The 25,332-nt window shown below is 42.8% G+C and carries 22 protein-coding genes; 18 read left to right on the top strand and 4 right to left on the bottom strand.

Going from position 1 to position 25,332, the window contains the following annotated elements; all coding sequences use genetic code 11:
* Positions 1-207: 207 nt before the first annotated feature.
* The 11 genes from QWZ05_RS20620 to QWZ05_RS20570 all read left to right on the top strand — a co-directional run bounded on the left by QWZ05_RS20620 (position 208) and on the right by QWZ05_RS20570 (position 13,093).
* Positions 208-1,704 carry a DUF1800 family protein gene (locus QWZ05_RS20620; protein WP_290300411.1) on the top strand — a complete coding sequence of 499 codons (1,497 nt, stop codon included), beginning with the start codon at positions 208-210 and terminating at the stop codon, positions 1,702-1,704.
* Positions 1,705-1,709: 5 nt separating this feature from the next.
* Positions 1,710-3,467, top strand: coding sequence for a DUF1501 domain-containing protein (locus QWZ05_RS20615; RefSeq protein ID WP_290300409.1), 1,758 nt, complete (start codon positions 1,710-1,712; stop codon positions 3,465-3,467).
* Positions 3,468-3,776: 309 nt separating this feature from the next.
* Complete coding sequence (locus tag QWZ05_RS20610; protein ID WP_264877621.1) at positions 3,777-4,064, top strand: hypothetical protein; 288 nt, start codon at positions 3,777-3,779, stop codon at positions 4,062-4,064.
* 504 nt (positions 4,065-4,568) lie between these two features.
* Positions 4,569-5,942 (top strand): YjiH family protein, encoded by a 1,374-nt coding sequence (locus QWZ05_RS20605; protein ID WP_264877620.1) that lies wholly within the window; start codon positions 4,569-4,571, stop codon positions 5,940-5,942.
* Positions 5,943-6,295: 353 nt separating this feature from the next.
* Positions 6,296-6,838: a helix-turn-helix transcriptional regulator gene (locus tag QWZ05_RS20600; protein ID WP_290300405.1), complete on the top strand. Its 543-nt coding sequence runs from the start codon at positions 6,296-6,298 to the stop codon at positions 6,836-6,838.
* A gap of 125 nt (positions 6,839-6,963) precedes the next feature.
* Positions 6,964-7,590, top strand: a complete 627-nt coding sequence (locus tag QWZ05_RS20595) for a spore coat protein U domain-containing protein (RefSeq protein ID WP_264877618.1) — start codon at positions 6,964-6,966, stop codon at positions 7,588-7,590.
* Between the two features lie 96 nt (positions 7,591-7,686).
* Entirely contained in the window at positions 7,687-8,361 is a 675-nt protein-coding gene (locus QWZ05_RS20590) for a fimbria/pilus periplasmic chaperone (protein ID WP_290300402.1), read from the top strand.
* An 8-nt stretch (positions 8,362-8,369) separates the two neighbouring features.
* On the top strand, positions 8,370-10,811 hold the full coding sequence (locus QWZ05_RS20585) for a fimbria/pilus outer membrane usher protein (RefSeq protein WP_290300399.1): 2,442 nt from the start codon (positions 8,370-8,372) through the stop codon (positions 10,809-10,811).
* The gene (locus QWZ05_RS20580) at positions 10,780-11,655 is read left to right on the top strand and encodes a hypothetical protein (protein WP_290300398.1); all 876 of its coding nucleotides are present in this window, start codon (positions 10,780-10,782) and stop codon (positions 11,653-11,655) included. Before QWZ05_RS20585 ends, QWZ05_RS20580 begins: the two co-directional genes overlap by 32 nt.
* 243 nt (positions 11,656-11,898) lie before the next feature.
* A complete protein-coding gene (locus QWZ05_RS20575; RefSeq protein ID WP_264877614.1) occupies positions 11,899-12,180 on the top strand; it encodes a hypothetical protein in 282 nt (93 codons plus the stop codon).
* 10 nt (positions 12,181-12,190) lie between these two features.
* Complete coding sequence (locus tag QWZ05_RS20570) at positions 12,191-13,093, top strand: hypothetical protein (protein WP_264877613.1); 903 nt, start codon at positions 12,191-12,193, stop codon at positions 13,091-13,093.
* A gap of 65 nt (positions 13,094-13,158) precedes the next feature.
* Here QWZ05_RS20570 and QWZ05_RS20565 read toward each other — a convergent pair whose 3' ends face one another.
* On the bottom strand, positions 13,159-13,662 hold the full coding sequence (locus QWZ05_RS20565) for a hypothetical protein (protein ID WP_290300395.1): 504 nt from the start codon (positions 13,660-13,662) through the stop codon (positions 13,159-13,161).
* A 165-nt stretch (positions 13,663-13,827) separates the two neighbouring features.
* On the opposite strand from QWZ05_RS20565, the gene QWZ05_RS20560 reads away from it, so the two are divergent.
* Together QWZ05_RS20560 and QWZ05_RS20555 are read left to right on the top strand one after the other, a co-directional pair.
* Positions 13,828-15,714 (top strand): methyl-accepting chemotaxis protein, encoded by a 1,887-nt coding sequence (locus QWZ05_RS20560; RefSeq protein ID WP_290300846.1) that lies wholly within the window; start codon positions 13,828-13,830, stop codon positions 15,712-15,714.
* A 401-nt stretch (positions 15,715-16,115) separates the two neighbouring features.
* A complete protein-coding gene (locus QWZ05_RS20555; RefSeq protein WP_264877611.1) occupies positions 16,116-16,568 on the top strand; it encodes an exoribonuclease R in 453 nt (150 codons plus the stop codon).
* 65 nt (positions 16,569-16,633) lie between these two features.
* On the opposite strand, the gene QWZ05_RS20550 is transcribed toward QWZ05_RS20555, so the two are convergent.
* Entirely contained in the window at positions 16,634-16,981 is a 348-nt protein-coding gene (locus tag QWZ05_RS20550) for an NADH:ubiquinone oxidoreductase (protein ID WP_290300393.1), read from the bottom strand.
* A gap of 398 nt (positions 16,982-17,379) precedes the next feature.
* On the opposite strand from QWZ05_RS20550, the gene QWZ05_RS20545 reads away from it, so the two are divergent.
* The 4 genes from QWZ05_RS20545 to QWZ05_RS20530 all read left to right on the top strand — a co-directional run bounded on the left by QWZ05_RS20545 (position 17,380) and on the right by QWZ05_RS20530 (position 20,897).
* Positions 17,380-17,565 carry a hypothetical protein gene (locus tag QWZ05_RS20545; protein WP_264877609.1) on the top strand — a complete coding sequence of 62 codons (186 nt, stop codon included), beginning with the start codon at positions 17,380-17,382 and terminating at the stop codon, positions 17,563-17,565.
* 155 nt (positions 17,566-17,720) lie between these two features.
* Positions 17,721-18,572, top strand: a complete 852-nt coding sequence (locus QWZ05_RS20540; protein WP_264877608.1) for a polysaccharide lyase family 7 protein — start codon at positions 17,721-17,723, stop codon at positions 18,570-18,572.
* Between the two features lie 86 nt (positions 18,573-18,658).
* A complete protein-coding gene (locus QWZ05_RS20535) occupies positions 18,659-19,642 on the top strand; it encodes a polysaccharide lyase family 7 protein (RefSeq protein ID WP_264877607.1) in 984 nt (327 codons plus the stop codon).
* A 142-nt stretch (positions 19,643-19,784) separates the two neighbouring features.
* The gene (locus QWZ05_RS20530) at positions 19,785-20,897 is read left to right on the top strand and encodes an OmpP1/FadL family transporter (protein ID WP_290300390.1); all 1,113 of its coding nucleotides are present in this window, start codon (positions 19,785-19,787) and stop codon (positions 20,895-20,897) included.
* Between the two features lie 60 nt (positions 20,898-20,957).
* Here QWZ05_RS20530 and QWZ05_RS20525 read toward each other — a convergent pair whose 3' ends face one another.
* Entirely contained in the window at positions 20,958-22,499 is a 1,542-nt protein-coding gene (locus QWZ05_RS20525) for a bifunctional GNAT family N-acetyltransferase/carbon-nitrogen hydrolase family protein (RefSeq protein WP_290300388.1), read from the bottom strand.
* A 147-nt stretch (positions 22,500-22,646) separates the two neighbouring features.
* Here QWZ05_RS20525 and ggt point away from each other — a divergent pair, with 147 nt between their 5' ends.
* Positions 22,647-24,392, top strand: a complete 1,746-nt coding sequence (gene ggt, locus QWZ05_RS20520) for a gamma-glutamyltransferase (protein WP_290300387.1) — start codon at positions 22,647-22,649, stop codon at positions 24,390-24,392.
* 18 nt (positions 24,393-24,410) lie between these two features.
* Here ggt and QWZ05_RS20515 read toward each other — a convergent pair whose 3' ends face one another.
* Positions 24,411-25,148, bottom strand: coding sequence for an alpha/beta fold hydrolase (locus QWZ05_RS20515; protein WP_264877601.1), 738 nt, complete (start codon positions 25,146-25,148; stop codon positions 24,411-24,413).
* Positions 25,149-25,332 lie beyond the last annotated feature (184 nt).

Raw genomic sequence — 25,332 nt, 5'->3', positions numbered from 1 at the left:
TGTTAATATTTAAAATTCTTGGTTTACATTTTGTTACTAGAGTATTTTTGCTAGCTATTTGTGATGTTAAGTCAATAGTTTACGGTGATTTTGCGGTTAGTTGTATGATTATTGGAAGCGTGACGACGACATCATGATATAACCATTAATCGATAGGTGTTTATCAGTATATTTCCCTGCGAAACCTAAAGTTAGCAAGGAAAACGTATGCAGACGTTAAACAATAAGAGAGTTCAACAACTCCTATTACAAGCCACTATGGGCTTTAAAAGCAGTGATGTCGAAAGAGTACAAGAAGAGGGCAGTATTGAATCTTGGATAGATTCTCAAGTCGAACACTGGCGCACCTCACTCGTCAATCGTCAAAATGAGATGCAGAAGCTGCACGATGAAGAGAAGTGGACAGATGTCCACTTTAATGTTGCGTATACCGACATGCTGATCAACAGAAACGATATTCTTAGGCATCGTGTTAGTTATGTCCTGACTCAACTCTTCGTAGTAAGCAAAAATGACCCCGAATTAAAACGTGGTGAGCGACGTATCGCGTTTTCGCAATACTATGACATCCTCTCACAGCATTGTTTTGGTGATTTTGAAGCGCTTCTTTTCCATATGGCGACATCACCCGTTATGGGACAATATTTAACTTATCTCAACAACGATCATATTGAGGGCGTAGCGCCTGATGAGAATTTTGCACGTGAGTTAATGCAGCTGTTCACCATCGGCCCAGCGATGTTGAACAACGATGGAACCATCATGACAGATGATTTAGGTCGTCCAGTGCCGTCTTACTCTCAACAAGATATAGAAGAGGGGGCGAAAGTGATGACAGGATGGGGGCTACATAATGATGATTGGCTCAGGCCAATGCGTGAGAAAGACGATGCACACAATCTCGATAAGAAAACAATTTTAGGTAAAGAGATCTATGCTGGTGGCAGCGCCGAAGAAGACTTAAAATCCTATATTCGAATCTTGTGTGAGCACGATAATATCGCTCCTTTCGTTGCAAAGTTCTTTATTCAAAAAATGGTGTCATCGAACCCGTCGAAAGACTTTGTGCAACGAGTGAGTAATGCGTTTCGAAGCAGCGATTTGAATATGACTGTATTGCTCAAAGCCATATTAACTGATCACGAAGCAAGTTATAGTCGTGAAGATGCCACCGATGGGCTCATACGTGATCCACTGATTGTGCTTTCACACGCCTTTCGTGCGCTTAACCTCACCCTGAAACCACAATACGCCATGTTACCGAATGCCTATTCTTGGCATGACAGAAGAACCATTATGCATGGACCAAGCGTATTTTATTACTATCAGCCAGAAGAGGCGCCTAACGATCCTCGTTTCACAGGCTTAGCAGCTCCCGAGTTCAAACTTTATAACTGGGATGACATCTACCACTACTTCCGACAAGTGACCGATCTAGCGGTACGCCTTGAGTCTCAAAGTGGTTCCAGTGCATATATGAATCGACCGGCCATTGAACGTCATTTCGCAGATAAAGACAATACCAATAGCATTCACAATTTAATCAATGAGCTAGATAAGCATTTGTTTGCAAAGTCGATGAGCGAAAAGACCAAGGACATTATTTATGAATTTGTTTCACGAGCAAATCGAAATAACGACAATGTGTTGCGTGCGCTTATTACGCAACTCATTCTATCACCAGAATTTATGACTCAGGGGTAACAGCTATGAAGCTTTCAAGACGATCTTTTCTTAAAGGCGGCGTATCGGCTGCGGGTGTAACAGCGCTTAATTTAACAAGTCCAGCCGCACATGCGTTGACCTCGCGCTGTGACAATACGATGCCTTATAAGGCCCTAGTCGGTATTAATTTAGGTGGTGGTAATGATGGATTTAACTGCTTTGTACCAAAAAATAGTGCCAAGTACGATGATTATAAGACGCTGCGCACATCACTAGCTTTTGAGCGAAATGAATTATTGGAATTGAACCTAAGTGATCAGCAATTGGAGCTCGCTCTTTCACCAGAGATAGAAGCGATCAAATGGCTGTTTGATGAAGGGAAAGGGCTACCCGTTTTGAACGTAGGCCCTTTGATGAAAGAGAGAACAGAAAATGTCGATATTGATACCTTGAAGCCAGTACATATTTTCTCTCACAATCATCAAAGTGCAGTGACTCAGACACATACGGCAGACACCATCACCAACCAAGGTTGGGGGGGGTTATCAGCACATTTACTAGAAAATGCATTTAGTTTAGAAGAGCTTACCCCTATTTTCGAAATGGGCTCTCAAACGGTTTGGACTAACAGTATTCCAAAATCCGCAAACCGTATCGGTACGAAAATGCCAAATGATATGCCGTTGAAAGATCTTGGTTCAGAGCTTTATGACGCATTTCGCCGAGACTACATGACACAAGGTTCGATCTATAAAGAATACTATGCTGAGCAATGCTATGAAGCCCAAGATAAGTTCGATGAGTTCGAGCAAATTTTTGCTGACACCCGAGATTTTGGTTTCGACGAAGATTCTTCAATAGGTCAGCAGTTACGTGTCATCTTATTATTATTACTTAATAGAGATAAATTCCAACAGCCTGCACAATTTTTCTCTGCCACACTTGGTGGATTTGACACTCACAGTGCACAAAAAGTAAACCAAGGTGAACTACTTAGAGAGCTAGCCTCACAGCTCTCTGTATTCTATCAGCGTCTTGATGAGTTTGGTCTAACAGAGTCAGTGACTACGTTTACTTTCTCGGAGTTTGGCCGCACGCTAGAGCCGAATGGCTCAGGGACAGACCACGGTTGGGGTAACTGTCATTTTGTGCTGGGTGGAGATGTACACGGAGGGCGAATTCTCGGTGATTGGCCAAACCTTGCTCCAGGGAGCGATGATTTGCTGAGCCGTGGACGTGTCGTGCCAACGATGAGTGTCGATCTATTTCATGCATCACTGCTGAAGTGGATGGGGGTGCATGAGACAGGTTTAGAGACACTGTTTCCCTCTTTGAAGGATTTTGATCAAAAGTCTCTGCCAATATTCCGCAATTGTGACTCCGGTAATGACTCAAAACTTACCATTTCTGGTGCGACAGCTAGTGGAGAAAATGCCAATGGAATTGACAAAATCGAACATGGAATCGATGGTGACTTCAATACTAAATGGTCAGCGAAAGGGGTAGGTACAATTTACACCGTTGAGTTGAATAAACAATCAACAGTTCATGCACTGAAGTTTGCGCAGGCACAAGGCGATGTACGCAAATATTTCATCGATATTGAAACGAGTATAGATGGCAGTCACTATGAATATCTTATGGCAGTGACAACCGAAGGTATTAGTAGTGATCTGGTTGAATATTCTGTTGGGTCGGTTGAAGCTAAATATATTCGCTTCATTTGTAATGGTAACACCGATACAAATATTTCTCTGCGAGAATGGAATAACTTCCGACACATCGAGGTGTGGGGCAGGTAGCTAGAGCTGAATACTGTAAAACAGAGTCGATATTTCGGCTCTGTTTTTTTTAAAGTCGCAAAGCTTCAGCGAAACTAAATTGAATCAATAGCATTAATTACCAAAGTCTACCAAGTTTTCCTAGGTCAAAAAGCGTCAAATCTTCTCAAGCCTGATTGCGCGCAAACCTGTGTTTGTTATTGTTCAAAAGCGGTTTATCTTGTTTAGGCCACGTAATAACCTAGCCCACTTGTTAAATTTGCCGACCATTGGATGCCGAAATATGCAATCAAAATGGACTGGTAATATACGGGTTATCAAGAATCGATTATGAGGCTAATTGTAGTCATCGCCTTGCTCATTTTTGTCACTGGAGCATGGTTTTTAAACCGCGGAATGTTGTTTGCTAAGTCTATTGCTTACATCACGATATGGAACGAATACAAACATCTCGGCAAAACTCCCCAACCAGATGTTGTGAACTCTGAAGTGCGTAAGCTCTGGCAAGATAAACCAGCTAAAGATGCAATGATAAAAAACGCAGAACAAGCTCGCCGCAAAGGGCACTCTACGTCAGAAGTGATTAAGGCTGCACGTTATATCGGCTGTAGCCAATAAGATACTAAGCATCCGCCACTCGTATGTAAACTATGAGTTGAACATTTTATCCAAATACCAAGTGAAACTCTGGCTCAAGAAGTTTTCTTATTCTATAACTTGCCTTTATAGTCAAACTGACAAGCGTCTATTATCTGCCCCCCTTCAACCTTCGTTGAGTAGGCATTATAAATGCCTATTCCGATGCACACTGTCTGTGACTCTACCAACTATCCTGATGATAGACCTTTGTGTCAAAAGGTCACGTTGCTGAAACATGATGCAGAATACGGTTTAGATATTTCGCTGTGATGCATCTACTAGATTATCCACGACAGAACCTGCTACTGAGTGTATGAAACCTAGTGTGTCACACTGAGATAGCGGGTAGGGTTGGTTTTAAATTCACTAATTTTGCATATTTACCGGCTAAAACTATTGACTAATGAGTTGACTGAATTACAATGCACTCAAAGTGAAATTAAATGCTAGTTTTAAGCATAAATAGTCATCATGAGGTTGTAGATGAGCGATACACTAACAATAGAGACAAAACAGAACACAACGAGAAATGTTCTGATGTTTGCCATTCCATCCCTACTTGGGTTGTTCTTTTTCTTGGCGCCGTTAAGCATTGATGGCAATTTTACTTTCCCACTTGCTTTGATGGCAAAGGGTGTAAAGGCTGTTCTTGGCGATGCGATCTTACCAACGGTAACTGCGATCATCTGCTTCTCGGCGTTGGTTACTTTGGTTGCAAATGTGATTAGACCGAAGTTTGTAAACAACTCAGAGCTACTGACTCGTTTGTTTGTATTATCCCCAATATGGGTTGTGGTTAGAGTGCTTGGTGCGGTGTTCACTTTGCTGGCTCTCCATCAAGTGGGCCCGGAGTTTATTTGGAGTGGCGACACTGGTGGTCTAGTACTAAACGATTTGCTACCTTCATTGTTCGTGACTTTTTTCTTCGCAGGCCTGCTTCTCCCTTTGTTACTCAACTTTGGCTTGCTTGAACTGCTTGGTACGTTGCTGAGCAAACTGATGCGCCCAGTATTTCGTCTTCCTGGTAGAGCAGCGATTGACTGCATGTCATCATGGTTAGGCGACGGTACGGTTGGCGTACTGCTGACAAGTAAGCAATATGAGCAGAAAAAATATACCGCAAGAGAAGCAGCAGTAGTCGCAACGATGTTCTCACCGGTTGGTATCTCATTTTCACTGGTGGTTTTGACGCAGGTTGGTCTTGAAAACTATTTCGTACCTTTCTATCTAACGATCTGTTTATCTGGAGTGATTGCGGCAATGGTGATTCAGTTCTTGCCGCCATTGAGCTACAAAGCTGACACATACATCGATGGAACCAAGCCAGAGTTAAATGATGAGCTTGTTCCTGACGGGCAATCAACAGTAGGTTACGGCTATCAACTTGCGATCGCACGAGCAAGTAAAGTTAAAAGTCTCTCAGCAGTTGCTAAAGAAGGCTTACATAGTGCGCTGGACATGATGTTTGGAGTGTTGCCAGTGGTGATGGCTGTGGGTACCGTTGGTCTAGTTATCGCAGAAACGACGCCACTATTTACTTGGCTTGGTGCACCATTCGTTCCTGTGCTCGATCTTCTTAATCTACCAGAAGCAGCAGCGGCGGCTGAAACGGTGATGGTTGGCTTTACCGATATGTATGTACCCTCAATCATTGCAGCATCAACGATTGATAGTGACTTAACCAAGTTTGTTGTGGCGGCACTTTCAATTACGCAGTTAATCTTTATGTCTGAGACCGGCGCGGTAATTTTATCAAGTAAGATCCCGGTAAACATTCTAGAGCTAATGGCGATTTTTGTATTGCGTACGCTGGTAACACTGCCAATTATTGCGCTGTGTGGTCATCTGATTTTCTAAATCACTTTCATTACAACTCAGCCCTTAACAAACACTTAGGGCTGAGTTAGTTTCAAACCGCTCAAAATCAATTCAATCCGTAAAACTACTGCATCAAAATTGACCTAGATTAACAGTTCAATAAATGAACAATCAAAGTCACTCAAAAGTATGATCCCACCGACATATAGAGCCTGCCTTTTAGCCTACTGTTTGACATATCTTGTTACATTTATAGGCATGAATGCAGAAGGTGGTGAGATCATATGGCAAATTTCTATCCAAGACTTTCAACTATCACGATACTTTCTACGAATCGCTCTTATTCTCGAGTAATTGCTGAGCTCCTTGTACTCGCTATTCCGGGAATAAATGTGCAAACGGACAGTTCTTATTCGAATCTTGATTTTTCATCTGATCAACTTTGTGTACTGCTTGATGTTCAAACCATGCCAAACCCTGTACGACACGGAATACGTCCAAAAGATTTCAAGGCCAATTGGATCGCCGTCAATATCAAACCGCATGATGCAAACTCCATGCAGTGGGTAGAGGAGGGCTATTCTGGAATCATCCACTCAGGTTTAGGGTTAGAGTTGCTGCCTAGAGCTGTGTCTGTGGTTCTGTCTGGTGATGTTTGGTATCCAAGGGCATTGCTGACTGAGATTGTCAAACGTTATCAAGATCAGGGTCTCTGCCCGGATATGATGGCGACCAAACTTGCTGATGAATATGCACTAACCCGTAAAGAACATGAAGTGTGCAAGCTGATGCTGCATGGTTTAAGCAATACGCAAATTGCCAATAAATCGAATGTCAGTATTAACACAGTCAAGACGCATACATCTAAGGTGTTGAATAAACTACGTATACACTCTAGACATGAACTGATGTCTTTGGCGATAAGTGGGGACTAGTCACCCGTATATCACCCTATAAATAGACAATTTGTCATCCTTGCTAGTGAGGTCTGACCAGTAATTAGCCCCTACTATAACAGTGCAAGACAAGAGTCATGCAATAATAAAACGAGGGATTGATTATGAAAAAACTAGTACTAGCAACAGTCGTCGCTTCTGTCGCATGTGGTGCAGCAGCAGATCCTAAATTCCATAAAGCCATCAATTTTGCCGCTTTATCTGATTATGATACTAAGACCATTGAAGTGTCAGGTGTCGTGCCTCAACGCTGCCTATTGCGTATTGGTAAATACGGCACAGTGAAGCTTGATGAAGTACTTCAAAATGCCAAAATGTCAGCAGATGACGTATCCGCTAACATGAACGAAAAAGTGCGTATCGCTAACTTACGTGCTTGGTGTAACTATGGTAAGAGCTTAGACATTTCATTCTCTTCTGAGAATGGTGGATTGCAGCGCGATCGCGGTCATCAAAAAATTGCTTATAACCTATCTACAGACGCAATGGCCTCTGTATTTAGTACTGGGCAAGCTCAGAATGTAACAGCATTTTCAGTTAATGGTTGGGACGCAGGTCAGAAACACCTAACTAACACTTTGGAAAGAATTCCACTTTACATTCAACCAGAGAAAGCAGGCTTTGCTACAGCCGGTACTTACAGCGATACGATTACAGTAACGTTGGAAGCAGCATGTAATTGTGGTGGTAATGGCGGCCATGGCGGTGGTCATGGTGGTGGCGGTCACTAATGCCGTGACTATTCGTTAGTTGTGAAGGTATGTGCTCAAGTCACATACCTTCATCATAAATGTGATTTCAATGGTGTTGCTTCTAAGGACAGAATAATGAAAAGAACGAATGTGCTACTTCTTATGATTCTCACTTCATTTTTTGCTAATGCTTACGAAGTGAGCCCCATTTATCAATTACTTGAGACTGTTGGGGATAAGTCTCAGTCAACTTATACCATCAAGAACATTGAACATGAAGATATCGTGGTGGAAGTGTTCGTTTATGGGGTGGAAATTATCAATGGTGAAGAGCTACTCACTTCAGCGGATAAAGAATTTCTAGTGCTTCCCCCTCAAGCAAAGGTTAAAGCGGGTGGGTATCAAAAATTTAGAATACGTTACCTTTCAGCCCAAGCATTAGATCAAACTAAACCATATCGAGTTATTTTCAAACAGATAAAACTGAACAAGCCATTGCAGGATGTTAGCGAAGTGGAAATGCTTATTGATTTTTCTACGCTCGCGTACGTTTCCCCTCCAAAGACAGAAGCAAAACCCATCGCTTGGATTGAAAATGATCAGTTGGTCATCCGAAACCAAGGTCAGCGGGTGCTAGATCTCGGACAGATGACGTTCGAATTTAAAACAGAGAAAGGCAATGAATCTACAACGTGGGAACGATTTGCTAATCAAGCTGGGTTATATCTACTTCCTGGTTATAACGCCATCTTAAGCCTTGATGGTGAGCTGTCAAATGCACAAGCTGTTGAGATAGATTATCAGCCTTAGGAGGCGATATGAGAACGTCATGGATCAAGTTAAAAAGTATCGTTTTGGTGCTGTCTATGATCTTCTCAGCACCTTCAAAGCTTGCTGCGCAAGAGTGGTTATTTCCGTTGCCACTCTATTTGGGGACATTACCACTAGGGGATGTTCAGGCGTACTCTGATGGCGTTGAAGTCTCTGCCATATCAAAACCATCGATTGAACCAATGCTTCAACAGATTTTAACCGAAGCGGCATACAGAAGATTTGAGCACCTAGGTGAAAAAATGACGGTTGAGCAACTAGATGCAATAGGTGTTAACGTTGTTATGAATGCATCTGACTTGAGCTTAATCATGTCGATTGATAGCGAGGCCGCTCGCGAGCAACAGATCTCATTTAACAATGAATATCAAAAACCAATATACAGCCAAGCGGGATTTTTAGCATGGCATAACATCTTCAATTTTTCGACAGACTATCAAGCCAACGACAGTTATGACAACAGTGATAACTATCTAGGTGAGTGGATAACCAGCGGTAATATTGGCGGCGTTAGAGGATTAAATTTTGAAACTTCTGGCTATGCTTCAACGGGATCATTGACGGATTCTTCTTTTTACCGAGGCGATGCAAAACTTTATGTGGATAACCCAGATAGGCCGTGGCGTGTTTCAATGGGAGATGTTAGCTTGCAAAGCATTGGCCATATTCCAAGTGTTGAGTTGGGAGGTTTAGCTTGGGAGCGTCTATACAGTGAAATACAGCCGACTCGCAATATACAAAACGGCGGCACACAAGCCATAACCCTGAATGAAAGTGCGGAATTAGAGGTGTATGTCAATGATATCTTCGTTTCAGAGTTTCGTCTTCCACCAGGCCGTTACCTACTCGACGACCTTCCACTGGATGCAGGTAGTAATGATATTCGTATTGAAATCCGTTATGTATCAGGACGTACAGATACCATCGTTTATAGTCAGTTTTTTAATGCTCGGCTACTTCGCGAGGGCATATCAGACTTTGGGGTGTATGCTGGGCTCGTGTCTTCAATAGAGGATGACAAGTATGAATATGATCAAAATCAAACGGTGGGTAGTGCGTTCTATGAATATGGTGTAACAGATTATCTCACTGTGGGTGCAAATGGGGTCTATCATCCGGATGGAAATCGAGCGGGTGCCGTCGTTACTTTAGGCACTGATTGGGGCAATATCGGTTTAAGAGCATCTTCTAGCTACAACAAACAACAAAGTGAGCAAGGCGGCATTGTGAGCCTTGATTATGCGCATCAAATATGGGGTGCTGATAGTTATGGATTACCCAACTTTCGCTTAAGTGCTGAATATCAAACAGATTACAATGCAATACCTTGGGGTGATGTAGAACTAGACTCTGGTTACAGCGTCACTTCTAGTTATCTGTTCGATCTCTCATTGAATACCGATCTAAACTTCAATGGCTCTTATGAGAGTTTCGATGGCAATGAGGATAAGTGGTATGTTTCCGGTGAACTCGGTTGGCAATTGGATGATTGGAGTATATCGGGTGGCGTCGAGCACGAAGAAGACCCTAATGAAGACCTGTCGGATACGCGTTTTATCTTCTCAGTCGCATGGAGTTGGTCGTCAGAAACGTCCGACCACAGTGCGAACGTATCATACAGTTCGACGACAGAGAAGTTGCGTGCGCGCTACCAGAAGTCCTCTAATGAGTTTGTTGGCAGTTATGGCTATCGACTTACTGCCGAGGGTGACGAAGATACCCAAACTTACAGTGGGTTAACGAATTACGTCGGAAATCGTTTTAATGCTGAGGCGGAATATGGCTTCACCCATGAGGAAGACAATAACAGTCATGACGTCTCGGCACGAATAAGTACAGCACTTTCTGTCGTGGATAGCAATGTTGGCTGGGGGCGTCCATATTCAGGCTCAGTTGCCATCATCAATGTTCACCGCTCTTTAGACGCTGATGTGTATGTTAATGCGCTAGCGGACGATGAGCCGGAATCCATCTCGACAAGGGCGATAAGTAACCTCGCGAGCTTGGATGGTGGTCATGTTGAAGCTGAAGTGTTTGTTTCATCACCTGATGCACCAATCGGATATAACTTGGGCCCAAGTGCACACAGTGTTACTGCTGGCAGTGTGACTGGGCATGTCATTCAAGTTGGCTCAGAAGCTTCGAAAACCATTATCGGTACTTTTACTGACTCTGAAGGCGTACCGATAGAGTTGCAGCAAGGGCGGGTTGAGAATGAAGACATGACGGTCTCATTTTTTACCAATAAAGCGGGTCGCTTTGTACTTGAAGGGATCGCAGCAGGAGACTATCAAGTGTGGTTGGATGGATTTGATGAGCCTGTTGGCATACTCACAATTCAAGACGACGATACTAATTTAGTTTACCTACCCACAATTAAATTGGAGGGGGTGGAACATGATGATGAATTACCTAAAGACCTTATTTAACCTAATTACATGGGCAATAATATTACTGGCGATTCCGGCGGTGACTTCAGCATCTGAATGTGATGGCAATTGGACTATCAATATCGATACGTTAGGGGTGGAGTACCGCGAAGATAAATCCGGCTATATCCCTGCTTACATCAATTTAAGTCGTGATATTAGAAATTGTCGCTACCCATATCTATCACTCTCTATCGATGGTAAGAAACTAAGTCAAGTGCAATCAACACGGGCGAAACTTGATGTAGAGTTTCTAGACCGTAATTTTAGGCATCTCAACTATGTCGTTAATGAAGGTTATCGCCTAAAGCTTGAAAACTCTGCACAAACCAAGTTTTGGATAAAGCTTAGAGACGCACGTATGGCACCTTCTTCAAACTACGCAGCAAATGTTAATGCGACACTGAAGCTAAGTGGCAAGCCGGATGAAAAAACCACGCGTTTGAACCTCTTTATCCCGCCATTTGTGTTCTTTGTGTTAGACCCTATTCGCTCGCAAAATATACGAGGGTTAGGTGATCACTACGCAATGGACCTAGGTACTTTAAACAAAGGGGATGAACACAAGGCCTTCTTCTATCTACTGTCCAACGCCAATGTCGATGTCACCGTTGAACGTGAGTATGGAGAGCTAAAACACAACAAGAAACGTAATGTCGCTATCGATTATCAGCTTTGGTTCGATGGCAAACCAGTAAATAATAAGCTGAATTATTCAATTCAAAACCAGCGAATGCTGATGCTCGATCATATCCCGATGCGCTTGGTCGTCGGAGAGACCGATTTTGCCTATGCGGGTACGTACAGAGATGTGATTCGAGTTGAGGTGAAAGCGCGGTATTAGTATTGAACTGCAACAAAAGCACTCGCATATCCGAGTGCTTTTTTAGTTTATATTGCCAAAATATAAACAAAACAACGAAGTAAAAGCTGCATTCAACATGTGCTACATGCAAATGATGTAATACAAGATATTATTTGTGAGACCACTTCCAGCAAATTTTTGTCTCAAGGTTGAGATGTTGCCTTGATGTAAGTTATTTTTTTCTAGCACTTTGCGTGCAAGTAATCATTAAGAGGTAAATCAATGAAATACGTAGGATTAGGTATGCTCATTGTTCTGCTTGCTGGTTGTGGAAGTGACTCTGGTGATAGCCCTATAGGAGACAATGTTGTTTCTGGTGATGACTTTAAAAAGGACTCAGAAACGGTTGTTGACTCAGATACGGGTATTACATATGAGCAAATCATCGTGGACGCAAACTCCGACACCACAATTAGTTTAAAAGACAGTGAAGTCTTTTCTTTAACATCAGGCGATGAGTATTCTGAAAAGCTTGTTGTTCAAGGGAATCTAACAATAAAATAAAGGATTTATAATGAATAAAAATATTATTGCGTTGGCTATTCTATCAACCGTCAGTACAGGGGTTTTCGCTAGTAATGCTGTTTTAAATGTTGAAGGTCAGATTCAGATCAACGGTGTGACAGTAATTGGTTCTGATGGCAAAGTGGCTGCTAGTGCACTGCCTGAAAGTAATACTGTGGTTATCGATTTGGATACTTACTCGGCAGCTAATGGTAAATACACGTTTGAATATTATCGTGACCGTTACATGACAGATGATGGTTCAGGCTGGGTTACGTTTGAAACAGTGTGTACCGAGACAGATAACTTCATTTCTGATACAGAGTACGAGTTTAGTTCAAAGTGTGTCGATCAAGATGGTTTCGTGTCAATGAATTATTCAGAGATCTGGAAAGATAATGGAGACGGTACCGAGACAATAACCTGGGTAAATACCTATGAAGGTCAAGAAACTCGAGAGTCTCAGGTTAGAAAAATTGATGTATTATCTGAATATGCATCACAAGTAGTTTTAGGTCAGACAACTGCTTATAGTGAACATGCAACGATACTTGAAGATGAGGGTATATGGTACGAAGCCGGAGATAATTGGTTCTTTGCTCGTACAAAGTCGGTTGTTTCCCTAATCGAATCTGTTACTTTGGGCGAGAATACATTTAACGATTGTATATTGGTTCAGCGCGATGGGTACTGGAATGGTGCATCATCTTTGGACATACATTGTGCAAACATTGGTCTTGTTGCAAAAACAATAGACCGTGAGTATGCGATGGAATACAAGTTAGTCAGTTATGAACAAGCGCAGTCCAACACTGTTCGTGCACAGTCATTGAACGAAGGTGTGTATTCTAAAGAAGTCTTAAGTGAACGAGCGCGAAATCATTCAGCAAAACAGCTAAACGCTAATAAGTAATTTAACTTATGGGAGTAATACAGAGGCTTGAGCTAAGTCTCTGTATTGACGTTTTAATATCACTCTTACCGCCAGTCATCATCAAAACTACTTGAAAAACTATCATCATCAAACATCGATGAAGTGTCATCTGTCGACATAAAATCATCTTCAAAAGGGTCTGAAAGCGAGCTTTCAAAAGGGTCATCTGAGTTGTCGAAACCGTATGGATTTCCTTGCACATCGAGGCCGCCAATTCCGCCAACCATAGGTAGGCCGGTTGCTGGGTTGATAGAATTGTCATCGTCAAAAGACAGGGTTTCTGTATCGAGTGAGTTTGAAACTTCATCCTCGTCATTAAATATTGAAGAACTTAATGTTGAGTACAGACTTGATGACTGTTGAGATGGTGAGTTTAGATCAACACTATTGTCATCTGGCAAAGTTGAGTCTATTCCAGCTTGTTCGCCGCCATTCAAGTTCCCTAGATTAGCGAGAAACAATCCAGCGAGGCCACCGACAAACGCCCCTCCGATGCCAAGTAAAGAGCCCAATGCAACACCGATGATCACTGCGACGAGACTTCCCATAATGACCCCTTCTGATTCACAGCCTTATCTTTAGCCAATTATAGACCGAGTTGATGTAAAGTTTCTTTGAAACAATTTAATACAAATACCGTTGAAGTCGTTTTGTTAAGGTGTGGTATAAGACCGCGATAACACTATTGAATACATTTGTTGGCTAAAATTCATATGCTAAATAACCTCTCTTTCAAGAACAAACTGGCAATCTCTGCCAGCCTTTCGCTTATTTTAGGTATTGCCGTGTTGGAAGTGGTTAACTTTCAGAATGCGATCCATAACCTTAATCAGACTACGACTGAACAAATAAGAAACAGTATTGGTGCCTATAACCGATATGTGGCGGATTGGTTTGCTTCAAAAGGTCGAGCTCTAGAAGCATTACCTGCAACAACCGACTCAAGGACAGCGCAAAGTCATTTGGAACAAGTTCGGGATTCGGGCGATTTTGACAATGTCTTTTTAGCCTTTAGCGATGGCTCTCAAGTGAATGCTAATGGTGTACAACTGCCTGTTGGTAACAACGACCCGAGAGAGTGGGGGTGGTATATCAACGCAGAGTTAGCGCCAACCAGTGTGTTTATCGATGAGCCAACAGTAGCTGCAGCAACAGGGGCAAATGTTGTTTCGATGGGAAAATGGGTAACAATCGCTGATGGCCATGCGGTGATTGGTGCGGATGTTGAAATTCAAGATATTGTTCAAGGCTTGCAGGGTATCGACTTACCGATTGAGGGGGAGGCGTTTATTTCGAACACTAAAGGGAATGTCTTTGTACATAACGATACCTCTTTGTTGAATCAATCCGTACGAAAGTTAGGACTCAATTACCAGACGATTTCACATATTTCTCAAACCTCTGGACACAGATTACTTGAAAATGAGATGGGTCAACAGTTGGTCGTGGTGCAAGCCATCCCCAATACAGAGCTCTTTACCGTGGTTATCTTGGATCATCAAACGCTTCTTGCACCTTTGAAAGCATCATTAAGCAAACAGATACTGGCGATATTACTTGTTATTGCGGGATGTATTGCAGTGTTCAATGTCGTATGCGCACGCCTTCTAAAACCATTGAAAAATGTGGAAACGGCTCTCAAAGAAATAGCAAGTGGTGAAGGGGATCTAACGCAGCGTTTGAAAGTAGAATCTAACGATGAAATTGGTCAAGTAGCAAAACGCTTTAACCAGTTTATGGACACGCTTCAGGTCATTATTCAACATGTGAGAAATGAAGCGGATATCTTGTCTCACAACTCGATTGATAGTTCATCACGAGCGAGCGATGCGGCCAACGTGCTCTCCGCCCAACAGCAAGAAGTCGCTATGATTGCCACCGCTGTCACTCAGATGTCTTCTGCGACGAAAGAAATAGCACTGCATGCAGATAGCACCGCAGAGGCTGCGTTGTCATCGACTGAAAATACGCAAAGTGGTCAACAGCTAGTGGTGCAAACAAAAGAATCAATTCACAACTTAGCACAAGAGTTGGAAGAGGCGAATCGAGTGATTTCTGACCTTGATGTGTATGCCAATGACATCTCAAATGTATTATTGACGATTAGAGAAATTGCAGAGCAAACAAACCTGCTTGCACTCAACGCAGCGATAGAAGCAGCTCGCGCTGGTTCACAAGGGCGTGGTTTTTCGGTTGTTGCTGATGAAGTGAGAGTTTTGTCTCAACGTACCCATAGTTCAACTGAAGAGATAAAAGCGACAATTGAAACATTACAAAAGACCACCAAAAAGGCGGTTGGTTTAATGGGTTCAAGCTCTCAGCTTGCCGATAACTCGGTTAAACACGCAGAGGATGCATCTTTTGCGATTAGTGATATCAAGGGAAGTGTTGAGTTAATCAGCGATATGGCTACCCAAATCGCCACCGCGGCACAAGAGCAAAGCCAAGTTACGCAAGACATCAACCAAAATGTTCACACTCTAAAAATGGGGACAGATAACTTGGCCAATGTCGCGACCAACGCACTGAATGAATCGAAAGAGTTGACTCAACAATCAAAAGCACTCAGCCAAAAGGTTGGGGTGTTTAAGTTGGGCTAGATACTTTCGTGTGATTGGGCACCATTATCGTGTGTTTCATTGTGATAAGCTTAAAGTCCGCAATGAAATACCGATGGGTGAATGATGTTGAAAAGAAGACTTTTTGAAAGTGTTACCGATGTGCTGATCATTGTTTGTTTGCTGTTTATGATCGATTTTGTCACACGAATTTTTTCTTTTAACCTCCTTGCGATGACAGGGGATGAAGTCAAAGATATGGTCGTAACCTGCTTGGTAAGCTGGGTGTTAATCTTTTCCGGTTTGGTTCGATACCTACGTCATCTTGCACTTGGTTTTATCCGAGAGGAATGAACGGTTGATTGATCTGCGGTTCTAAATTTGACTGTGCCTTTAGTTTGTCATTAAATGCCCACAAGTTTTTTTGATTTGAGCAAACAACGATGCTTCGTGATTATACATACCCATGTCTTACTGAGATGCCACGCCATGAGTTGGAGGAGTTCGCGTTAAGAATGATCTCCCGAATGGTACCAGAAGATACGATGAGTGAGCTCTTTACATTTGAGCAAGAAGAGGTCGATAGCGAAGAGCGAATGATGTCTGCCAAGCTCGATGCGACACTGCGAATGACCGCAATCGCATTAAGTGAGATTCAGCAAGCCTTTGATGATTCGGATAACGCAAATCAAAACAGCGAACGAATGACCCGCTTAGTGTTGTGGCACTTTTACGCGGTTTCTTTCAATCTAGAGCGAGCCATCCCATTACAAACTCATTGCGAAGAAGTCGAAAAGCTACTTCCACAACGACCTCAAGATGCATTTGGCTGGGTTAAGGTACTCACAGAGCTACTGCACAGATATGCAAAGATCAGTTCAGACTTGAATGACTAGCTTTTAGAAAATGAAAAATGGGCCAGAGAGCATATGCTTTCTGGCCCATTTTTTTATTCGGATGATTACGCCATACCATCAATGCTTGGTCGCGCTTTGCGGCGGCGATACCAGTAGATCGTTGCGCCAATTGATGTGTAAAAATAGGCCATTACTGCGACTAGTGGTGATGAAGCAAGATCAGTAAGGAAAGTGACTGACAGTCCAAGCGATGTGATCATCAGTTTAGTCATTAACCCTAGGAAAAGTAGGCCGAGAGCAAACTCTGGTACTTTAGTCGGACGAAATGCCACCCAGTAGCAAGCGGTAAGTGACAGTAGCGCGATCACTGATCCAGCAGCAAAAGCATCAGCGTGTTCGATAGAAGTAAAGCCAAAAAGGGTAAGACAAACTAACGCGATAGCAATTTTCATTATAAAACCTCGAATAGGTACAACCCGCATCCATACACGAAAGTGTTATTCATTCAACGGATGTTATTGTCTATTTATTGCACATAAATGCAAGCAAAGATTTCAAAAATAGAGATCAAATTAACACCATTAGAGTGGCGGTTGAATGATTTTAACTCTTTGATAACAATGGGTGTTGATATGTTAAACAAATGATCTAGTTCAAGCTGATCTATTTGCCGCAAATCTAACGGATTAACGAAAGTTAATTGTTGCCTGTAGCTTAAATTAAGCTCTAATAAGTTATACAGAGAACAGAGTCTAGTGATTGACGCTAAATGACCTATCAACCCAGAAAGATTGATTTACCCTTCAGGTCAATTTTTGCTTCTAAATTGAAAGTTATTTAGGTCAACCCCATGAAAGATGCCCACACACACACACAAGAGCATGAAGTCGTCCATGAATGGATCAGAGAATCACGAGAAAAAGAACGACACGAAGCACGCTTAGAAGCGGAGAAACGAAAGAATACCAAGCTCACAGCGTTAGAAAATTTTCTAAGAGATTGGAAAAAGAAGCCAAATCCTGAGCTATTGAAGTAGTGATCCTAGGCAGAATCCCTGCACTCAAACTGTGTCAATACAATGTCAAACTTAGCTAAAGCGCACGAAAATCGCTAGCCGTATTTCCATTCATCAGCTTGCTATGTCTAAATCTCTCTAGATCTATAATAATACAAATAAGTTAAGGTTAACTAATGAAGAACTTTCTACCCTCTGCACTTTTACTAGCGGTTTCGTCGTCTGCTTTTGCTAACATCGAATTTTCTAACCATGATGGAACGCTTGGTGAGCCCTCAACCTACACACAATTTCAAGATATTTTAGCCACTTCTAAGTTACAAATATCTGATCCTGATGGAAAGCGCAGCAACAAAGTTGAAGTGGCTGAAAATAGTGACTTTTCCGGAATAGTTAATGACTACTTCTATGTAGATAAAGACACAGAAGCGCTGGTCTTTAAGATGAAAAATGATCATCTAAGAAATGAACTTCGTGTGCATGAAAACTTTCGTACCGATCTAGAAAATGAATTCCACACACTTTCTGCAGAGGTAGTGATTGTTGACCCTGAGCGCTCTATGCAGGAGTCTGATTCGAAGCAAGATGAAATTACTTTCTTGCAGGTTCATAACAAAGGCCTAGATCAAGCCGGTACACATAATGTGCCTCATCCGTTGTTGCGTGTTGTTTGGAAGCGAGATTCAGCCGGTATCAAGGGTCACTTTTGGGCAATAGTGAAGAACAATGCCGTTATTTGTAAGGGGCTTTATGCAGAAAAGCATGGCGACAAAGCGATGTGTCAATCTAACGAAGCTTATAAGCACTATGACCTTGGTAAAGCACCATCGAAAGACATCACAGACTTTGATATCACTGTTGGCAACAAGTTATTAGCGATTGATGTCAATGGCCAACGTTTAGTCGAGCACGATATCGATTACTGGCGTCATCTGCTGACTTTCTATAAGGCTGGAGTGTACAATCAGTTTACTCACGGTATGAGTGAAGCACACTTTTATAAGCTTGATTACACAGTGAGCGACTAAATTCACTAGATATTTAAAGGGGCTGCTCGTAAAGGCTCAACGGCGTGGCCCCGTCTTTCTATTACTCATCCTATTTGGAGATATTAATGATTAAAGCATTACCAGCGCTAGCGGTATGCAGTGTAATGATCGCGCCTGCGTTTAGTGCTGCTAACGATCAACATTCATTTGATTTTAGCCCTTGGAAAATTACTATTCCTGATAGTCAGGTTGACTATTACGGTAAAGGTAAAGCATCGACGGCAGCCGAGTTATTGCCTGTCCAGTGTCGTGATTCAAGAGAAGTGTTGGGCCATTCAAGCCGAATTTCAGGTAGCAATGATGTTGTCTATTTTGAGGTTACAGAGGGTCGTGCTCATTTTCGGGCCGATATGGGTCGTGGTGTAACAACAGAGAACTCTAACTATATTCGCAGTGAACTACGCGAACTGTTTAATGTTAAAAGCCAAGATAAGAATCCGTGCTCGACGTCTACTGATAAAACGTCGTGGTTTATAAACGATGTCTCCACTGGGACAAAAAAGCATACGTTGTCATCTACGCTCAGAATTGATGAGTACCCGGACCGTGAAGTAACAAATGAAATGCCAAAAGTAGTCGTTGGTCAAGTTCATGGTTGGCAAGTTAAGCAGGCGTTAGTGAAAGTGCAATGGGAAGGGAATGACAAACCTGTTCGCGTTATTCTCAATCAAGATTTTTTCTTAGATAACAAATCATGCAGTAGCGATTTAGCACCATCGACTGGTTGTGAACAATGGCCGTTTAGTGTTGAGATGGGCCTCTACGAGGCGGGTTCTGATTGGACTTATGACATTACTGTAGATGATAAAGGCATCTATCTGATGACCAATGATGCTGAAGGTGGAAACAAAGTAGAGCGAGTTCTTCCTTGGGGCGAAACATTCGAAGATCGTGATGGTCGCAATGTCACACTTTCAAATCAGTGGGTTGAAGGCTCCATCGCTTACTATTTTAAAGCTGGGATCTATCCTCAGTTTAGGCCTAATAAAAAGTTTGAAGGTCAGCTGTTTGACGTCAGTTTCTCTAAGATTGAGCTGACTCACAAATAGGATTCTTGTCGTGATTAAACAGGCGTAAGATGACTTATCCATGTCATGGAATTGTTAGTTTCTAGTTTACTCATGATAAATATGAACACAGTTTGTTTGGTGCGTGGTAGCATGCGCCAACTTTAACTCCTGGCTAACTACTATGCCTTCTTCGAAACAGTTTGTTGTCGTTTCTCTGTCTTTTATACCCAATATTATAGTTTCTAACGTCTATGCAACTGGCCTCAACTTTTGGGAGTCATCGACGACTAACAGCGCACTTGCTAGTGCTAATGGGGCAAAAGCAGTTGATGCTAGCATTCTTGCTACAGCGCCGTCGAGTATGACACAGCTAACAAACACCACGTTGACAGCCAATGTAACCCGTTATCAAGTAGATACTGACTACAGTATATTGGGCAATGAAAGCCAATATTCAAAATCAGATCCAATACCCGCGGGTTTTCTCGTTACACCGATCAATGAAAATTGGTCGTTTGGATTAGCGATGTATAGTCGCACTGCTGCTGATATATCAGTGCCGGAAATCTTTTTTATCGATGAAGTTCGTGTGCGCCCTGTAGTTGTTTCCTTTGCGCCGAGTGTGGCCTATCAGTGGGGTAATATCAGTATTGCTATGACTGCGGAATATTTATACGCGGACTATCTCTTTGAACGAAACGACTGCAATATTTTAGGGAAGTGTCATTGGGAAGAGACAAAAGGTGATACGGATGGATGGAGCGGCGCTGTCAGTGCAACCTGGCTGGTGAATGATATGCTTTCAATCGCTGCAACTCATCGTTTAGAAAGTGAGTTTGGCGACGAAAATATTGGCTTTGATTTGCCCTCCATTACCAGCGTATATGCAAGCGTGGAACTGATTGAAGGAATAAACTGGCATAGCAGCTACAGTCTATCCCGCTGGAAGGGTAAGAGTATCCAGTATGCTGATTACTCAGATTTTATTGGCTTATTAAAAGGCTCAAGACATAGCAACCGGTATGCGACATCTGTAGAGTATCGTATAGGGAATCTCAGTTTTATGGCCGGTGTGAGCTTAGATCAAGCGATTGATGCATTTGGTGGTGATGACGTGCGTTATCGACTTGGTGCAGGGTATGATTTTGGTCAAAATTTGAGAGTTGATGTCGGCGGTTTTGTAGAAAAATACGCAACCAAAGAGCTCAATGAAAAGCTTGGTTCGTACATTGCTAGTGTTAACGTCCAAAATTCCGGCTACGGTGTCAGTCTAGGTCTGACCTACCAATTTTGATGCAACATAAATAAGATTCGCTTATCAATAATGATAAGCGAATCTTATTATTGGTGTGGGTTACTTCATTAGCTTATCAGGTTTGATGAACGTCCCATAGATATCAGTGCGGCGGTGTTTGAGATTGGTAACCGAACCTTCAGTGTTGAGCTGTTTCAACTTTGTTAGGTCAACATCAGCAAAAATGATCATCTCAGTATTAGCGTTGGCTTCTGTGAGTGTCGCATCGTGAGGGAAATAGATATCGGAGGGTGAAAATACTGCAGACTGAGCATATTGAATATCGACGTTATCTACACGAGGTAAGTTGCCAACGCTGCCACCAATGGCAACATAGCACTCGTTTTCGATTGCTCGAGCTTGAGAGCAAATTCGCACACGCTGATAACCGTTTTTGGTGTCTGTCCAGAACGGCACAAAGATGATTTGAACGTCTTGCTCTGCCATCATACGACCGAGCTCAGGAAACTCACTGTCATAACAGATTAAGATACCAACTCGACCGGCATCAGTATCAAAGACTTTAACTTTATCTCCACCATCGATAACCCAATCTTTTTCTTCATGCGGCGTAATGTGAATTTTGTATTGTTCGTCTATTTGACCGTCACGATGCAGTAAGTAGGCAACATTGTAGAGCTTTCCATCTTCAAAAACAGGTACGCTGCCGGCAATAATATTGATGTTATAGGTGACAGCCATTTGAGAAAATCGAGCTTTTATATCTTCACTAAAACTAGCGAGAAAGCGTATTGCTTCAACAGAGTTTTGCCCGGATTGTAAGCCCATTAAAGGCGCGTTAAAAAACTCAGGGAATAGGGCGAAATCGGCCTTGTAATTGGAAAGCGAAGTAACGAAAAACTCAGCCTGATCCATTAAATCATCTAAATCTCTCACTGCACGCATTTGCCATTGAATAACACCAATGCGAATCAGTGTTTTTTCTATGTCATGTACTGATTGAATGTCTTCTTCATAAAAGAAGTTATCCCACTCTAACAGCGTGGCGTATCCTTTCGATGCGTCATCTTCTGGCAAATAATTACGCATTAAGCGTTTCACATCGAAATCATTCGCGAGCTGAAAGGAGAGAATGGGGTCATGTAGTTGACGTCGTTTAACTTGGTCGATGTACTCTGTCACAGAGAGTTTATCAGCGAAGTTATGGTAATTTGGAATGCGCCCGCCCGCCAATATGGCCTTGAAATTCTTATTACGGCATAGCTCTTTTCTCGCATCATAAAGGCGTCGCCCGAGGCGTAAACCTCGATAATCAGGGTGGACAAATACATCCAGACCATACATAGCGTCACCCGAACGCTGGTTCTGAATCACATTTTGTTCAGTGATGATATCGGTATAAAAGTGAGGAAGAGAAAAACGGTTGTAATCAACCTTAATAGTGAGTGCCGCACCGACAATTTTGTCGTTATCGACAATGCAGATTTGCCCATCAGGGAACTGGTGTATCAAGTCCATTATGGTGATACGAGGCCAAGCACCGCCCACATCGGGGAATACCAAATCCATCAATTCTGCTAGCTGAGGATAATCCTTGGCCTCAATTGTCCTTAAAGAGAGTTTTGGCGTGTTACTGTCCATACATAGGTGTCCTTGTTATGCACTACAGTCAGCATGGCATAAATGTGCCCCAACTGAAATGGGCAAAAGTCACTGTTTATATTCAATTTGTGTATAAACTAGTGTAGTGGCATTCAAAACATTCCGCCGAAAATCAAAGGAACGACAATGACAAAATTAACGCTTTCGATTATTTGTACTGCAATGGTGAGCTGTGCGGTAAATGCGAATCCACAAACCTCAGATTCCGTTGCCCCAGAATCCACCACTCAGGTTACAGAGAAACAAGCGGTGACCGCTAAGGAGTTTATGGTTGTTGCAGCTCATCCAGAGGCGGTAAAAGCCGGTTATGATGTACTGAAACGGGGTGGAACAGCAGTAGATGCAATGGTCACAGTACAAACCGTTCTAGGCTTGGTCGAACCCCAATCATCAGGTATCGGAGGTGGCGGTTTTGTTGTCTATTATGACGCGACCGCTGATCATCTGACAACGTTTGATGGCCGAGAAACCGCCCCACTGTCGGCAACGCCTGAGCTGTTTTTGGATGACCACGGGCAGCCGCTTAAATTCTTTGATGCTGTCGTAGGAGGCCGCTCTGTTGCGACCCCAGGGACAGTGATGTTGATGGCCTCTATGCATGAGCGTTACGGGAAGCAGGCGTGGAGCGAGCTTTTTGCTCCGGCAATAGAGTTAGCTAATAATGGCTTTGTGGTTTCTCAACGTATGGCTGCCTCAATAGAGCGTGACAAGTCGTATCTCAGTCGTTATCCAGCAACAAAAAACTACTTTATGGATGAGAACGGTGACCCGCTAAAAGAAGGACACCTCCTCATCAATGCTGCCTACGCAAACACATTAGAAGTGATTGCCACAGACGGGCAAGAAGCCTTCTATCATGGTCAGATAGCCAAAGATATTGTTAATACAGTCACTGCAGTGAAAGACAACCCCGGAAAACTATCGCTTAATGATTTTGCTACCTACAAAGTCGTCGAAAGAGATGTAGTGTGCTCACCTTACCGCCAGTTTGATATTTGCGGTATGGGGCCGCCAAGCTCAGGAGCGCTTACTGTAAGCCAAATATTGGGTATGGTTGAACACTTTGATATGGCATCGTTGGGCCCTAAAAGTGCAGAGGCGTGGCAAATTATCGGTGACGCTTCACGATTAGCGTTTGCTGACCGCGGGCGCTACATAGCCGATACTGATTACGTTCCGATGCCACAAGGGCTTCTCGAAAAAAGCTATCTCACACAAAGAGCTGACTTAATAAAACCAGGACAAGCACTTAAACAGGTTGAGCCTGGAAAGCCAAGTTGGGATAAACCTGTCGAACAAGCTGATGATCAGTCGATTGAGCTGCCTAGCACGACACACATCGTTATTGCTGACAAATATGGTAACGTTTTGTCTATGACGAGTACCGTTGAAAATGGCTTTGGGTCGAGATTGATGAGTAATGGTTTTATTCTAAACAATGAGCTGACAGATTTTTCGTTTGCGACTCATCAAGATGGCTATCCCATCGCAAACCGTGTTGAACCGGGCAAGCGCCCGCGTTCATCTATGGCTCCAACAATAGTCATGAAGGCGGGTAAACCATACATGGCAGTAGGCTCTCCTGGCGGTTCTCAAATTATTGGCTATGTGACCAAAACGCTTATCGCTCACCTTGATTGGCAACTGAATATTCAGGATGCGATAGACTATCCCAATATGGTCAACCGATTTGGTCAATTTGATATCGAGCAAGGTAGCGCCGCGGAAACCATGGAGTCAGAGCTCAAGAAACTGGGCTATGATGTGAACAAGCGTGACTTGAACTCTGGACTGCACGGGATTGTATTTACGGATGAATATATGATTGGCGGTGCAGACCCTCGCAGAGAAGGCATCGTAATGGGGGAATAATTAACGACATATTCACGGTCAATGCTCGAATTGACCATTGAGCAAAAAGTGTATGACCTGATGTATGACTTGCTCATCGTGTGGCATTGCCATATGCCCAACCTCTAACTCTATGAAATCGGTCATATTGGCCAGTTGAGTTGACTCTACGGAAACTAGCCCATCATTTGGCCCATTAAATAAGTGATTAGTGACGATATAATGCGATGTACCTGCAATGATGCCCAATGAATAATCCGGGGTAGGTAGTTGCTGAGAAAACCCTTGGTCATCACTGGTAAGAGAGCGAGGAACTTCGCCGACGATGCCCGCATACCAACGGTTCGCGTGTTTGTCAGCCAGTGGACTACCGTGATTAGGCGTTCCAATCATAACAACCCGACCCAGCTTTTGTTTTGTTGCTTGATTGTCAGGGGCATTGAGGTAGGCTCGTGATAACAATCCTCCCAAAGAGTGGCCAACGAAATGAACGTGTTTAGTCTCTTTTGCACATTGATCCACTTGGTGGTCGACACTCTCAAGAACATCCCCAAACGTCGCCCAAACTGATGAATAATCGACCATACATGCAGAGAAACCAGCGGCCATAACGCCTTGTTTGACCGCATTCATATTTCGTTCGCTTTTACTCAAGCCGTGAATAATCACTACTGTCTGATCGGCGTATTGGGTATTTATCGGTGGTGGTGTTGAACAGCCAATGAGAGCGACCAAGATAGATAATGTTGCGATACAGCGGATCAATGTTGCTCTCAATGGCAGACCTGTTTTTTGCGTAAATAGGTAATGGTTAGCTTAACAATTTACACATTGCTATAAAAGATCTTGTCACAGAACTGTCATATAACTTTTGAGGTGGATTGACACAAACAAAATTCCAGCTTTAGGCAGTTTAGATTGTGAGCAGCCCTTTTAGTGTGGATCAAGTCCATCAACGATG

The sequence above is a fragment of the Vibrio agarivorans genome, assembly GCF_030409635.1.
GTDB lineage: Bacteria > Pseudomonadota > Gammaproteobacteria > Enterobacterales > Vibrionaceae > Vibrio > Vibrio agarivorans.
The sequence above is the reverse complement of the archived record's forward strand: the minus strand, read 5'-3'. Positions and strand labels throughout refer to the sequence as shown.

Bases quoted from the DNA above. Each gene is read 5' to 3' on its own strand.
- QWZ05_RS20555 (WP_264877611.1), top strand. From the start codon at position 16,116: ATGCTTCGTGATTATACATACCCATGTCTTACTGAGATGCCACGCCAT.
- QWZ05_RS20565 (WP_290300395.1), bottom strand. From the start codon at position 13,662: ATGGGAAGTCTCGTCGCAGTGATCATCGGTGTTGCATTGGGCTCTTTA.
- QWZ05_RS20585 (WP_290300399.1), top strand. From the start codon at position 8,370: ATGAGAACGTCATGGATCAAGTTAAAAAGTATCGTTTTGGTGCTGTCT.
- QWZ05_RS20575 (WP_264877614.1), top strand. From the start codon at position 11,899: ATGAAATACGTAGGATTAGGTATGCTCATTGTTCTGCTTGCTGGTTGT.
- ggt (WP_290300387.1), top strand. From the start codon at position 22,647: ATGACAAAATTAACGCTTTCGATTATTTGTACTGCAATGGTGAGCTGT.
- QWZ05_RS20595 (WP_264877618.1), top strand. From the start codon at position 6,964: ATGAAAAAACTAGTACTAGCAACAGTCGTCGCTTCTGTCGCATGTGGT.
- QWZ05_RS20605 (WP_264877620.1), top strand. From the start codon at position 4,569: ATGAGCGATACACTAACAATAGAGACAAAACAGAACACAACGAGAAAT.
- QWZ05_RS20525 (WP_290300388.1), bottom strand. From the start codon at position 22,499: ATGGACAGTAACACGCCAAAACTCTCTTTAAGGACAATTGAGGCCAAG.
- QWZ05_RS20540 (WP_264877608.1), top strand. From the start codon at position 17,721: ATGAAGAACTTTCTACCCTCTGCACTTTTACTAGCGGTTTCGTCGTCT.
- QWZ05_RS20580 (WP_290300398.1), top strand. From the start codon at position 10,780: ATGATGATGAATTACCTAAAGACCTTATTTAACCTAATTACATGGGCA.
- QWZ05_RS20545 (WP_264877609.1), top strand. From the start codon at position 17,380: ATGAAAGATGCCCACACACACACACAAGAGCATGAAGTCGTCCATGAA.
- QWZ05_RS20570 (WP_264877613.1), top strand. From the start codon at position 12,191: ATGAATAAAAATATTATTGCGTTGGCTATTCTATCAACCGTCAGTACA.
- QWZ05_RS20615 (WP_290300409.1), top strand. From the start codon at position 1,710: ATGAAGCTTTCAAGACGATCTTTTCTTAAAGGCGGCGTATCGGCTGCG.
- QWZ05_RS20610 (WP_264877621.1), top strand. From the start codon at position 3,777: ATGAGGCTAATTGTAGTCATCGCCTTGCTCATTTTTGTCACTGGAGCA.
- QWZ05_RS20550 (WP_290300393.1), bottom strand. From the start codon at position 16,981: ATGAAAATTGCTATCGCGTTAGTTTGTCTTACCCTTTTTGGCTTTACT.
- QWZ05_RS20560 (WP_290300846.1), top strand. From the start codon at position 13,828: ATGCTAAATAACCTCTCTTTCAAGAACAAACTGGCAATCTCTGCCAGC.
- QWZ05_RS20535 (WP_264877607.1), top strand. From the start codon at position 18,659: ATGATTAAAGCATTACCAGCGCTAGCGGTATGCAGTGTAATGATCGCG.
- QWZ05_RS20530 (WP_290300390.1), top strand. From the start codon at position 19,785: ATGCCTTCTTCGAAACAGTTTGTTGTCGTTTCTCTGTCTTTTATACCC.
- QWZ05_RS20620 (WP_290300411.1), top strand. From the start codon at position 208: ATGCAGACGTTAAACAATAAGAGAGTTCAACAACTCCTATTACAAGCC.
- QWZ05_RS20590 (WP_290300402.1), top strand. From the start codon at position 7,687: ATGAAAAGAACGAATGTGCTACTTCTTATGATTCTCACTTCATTTTTT.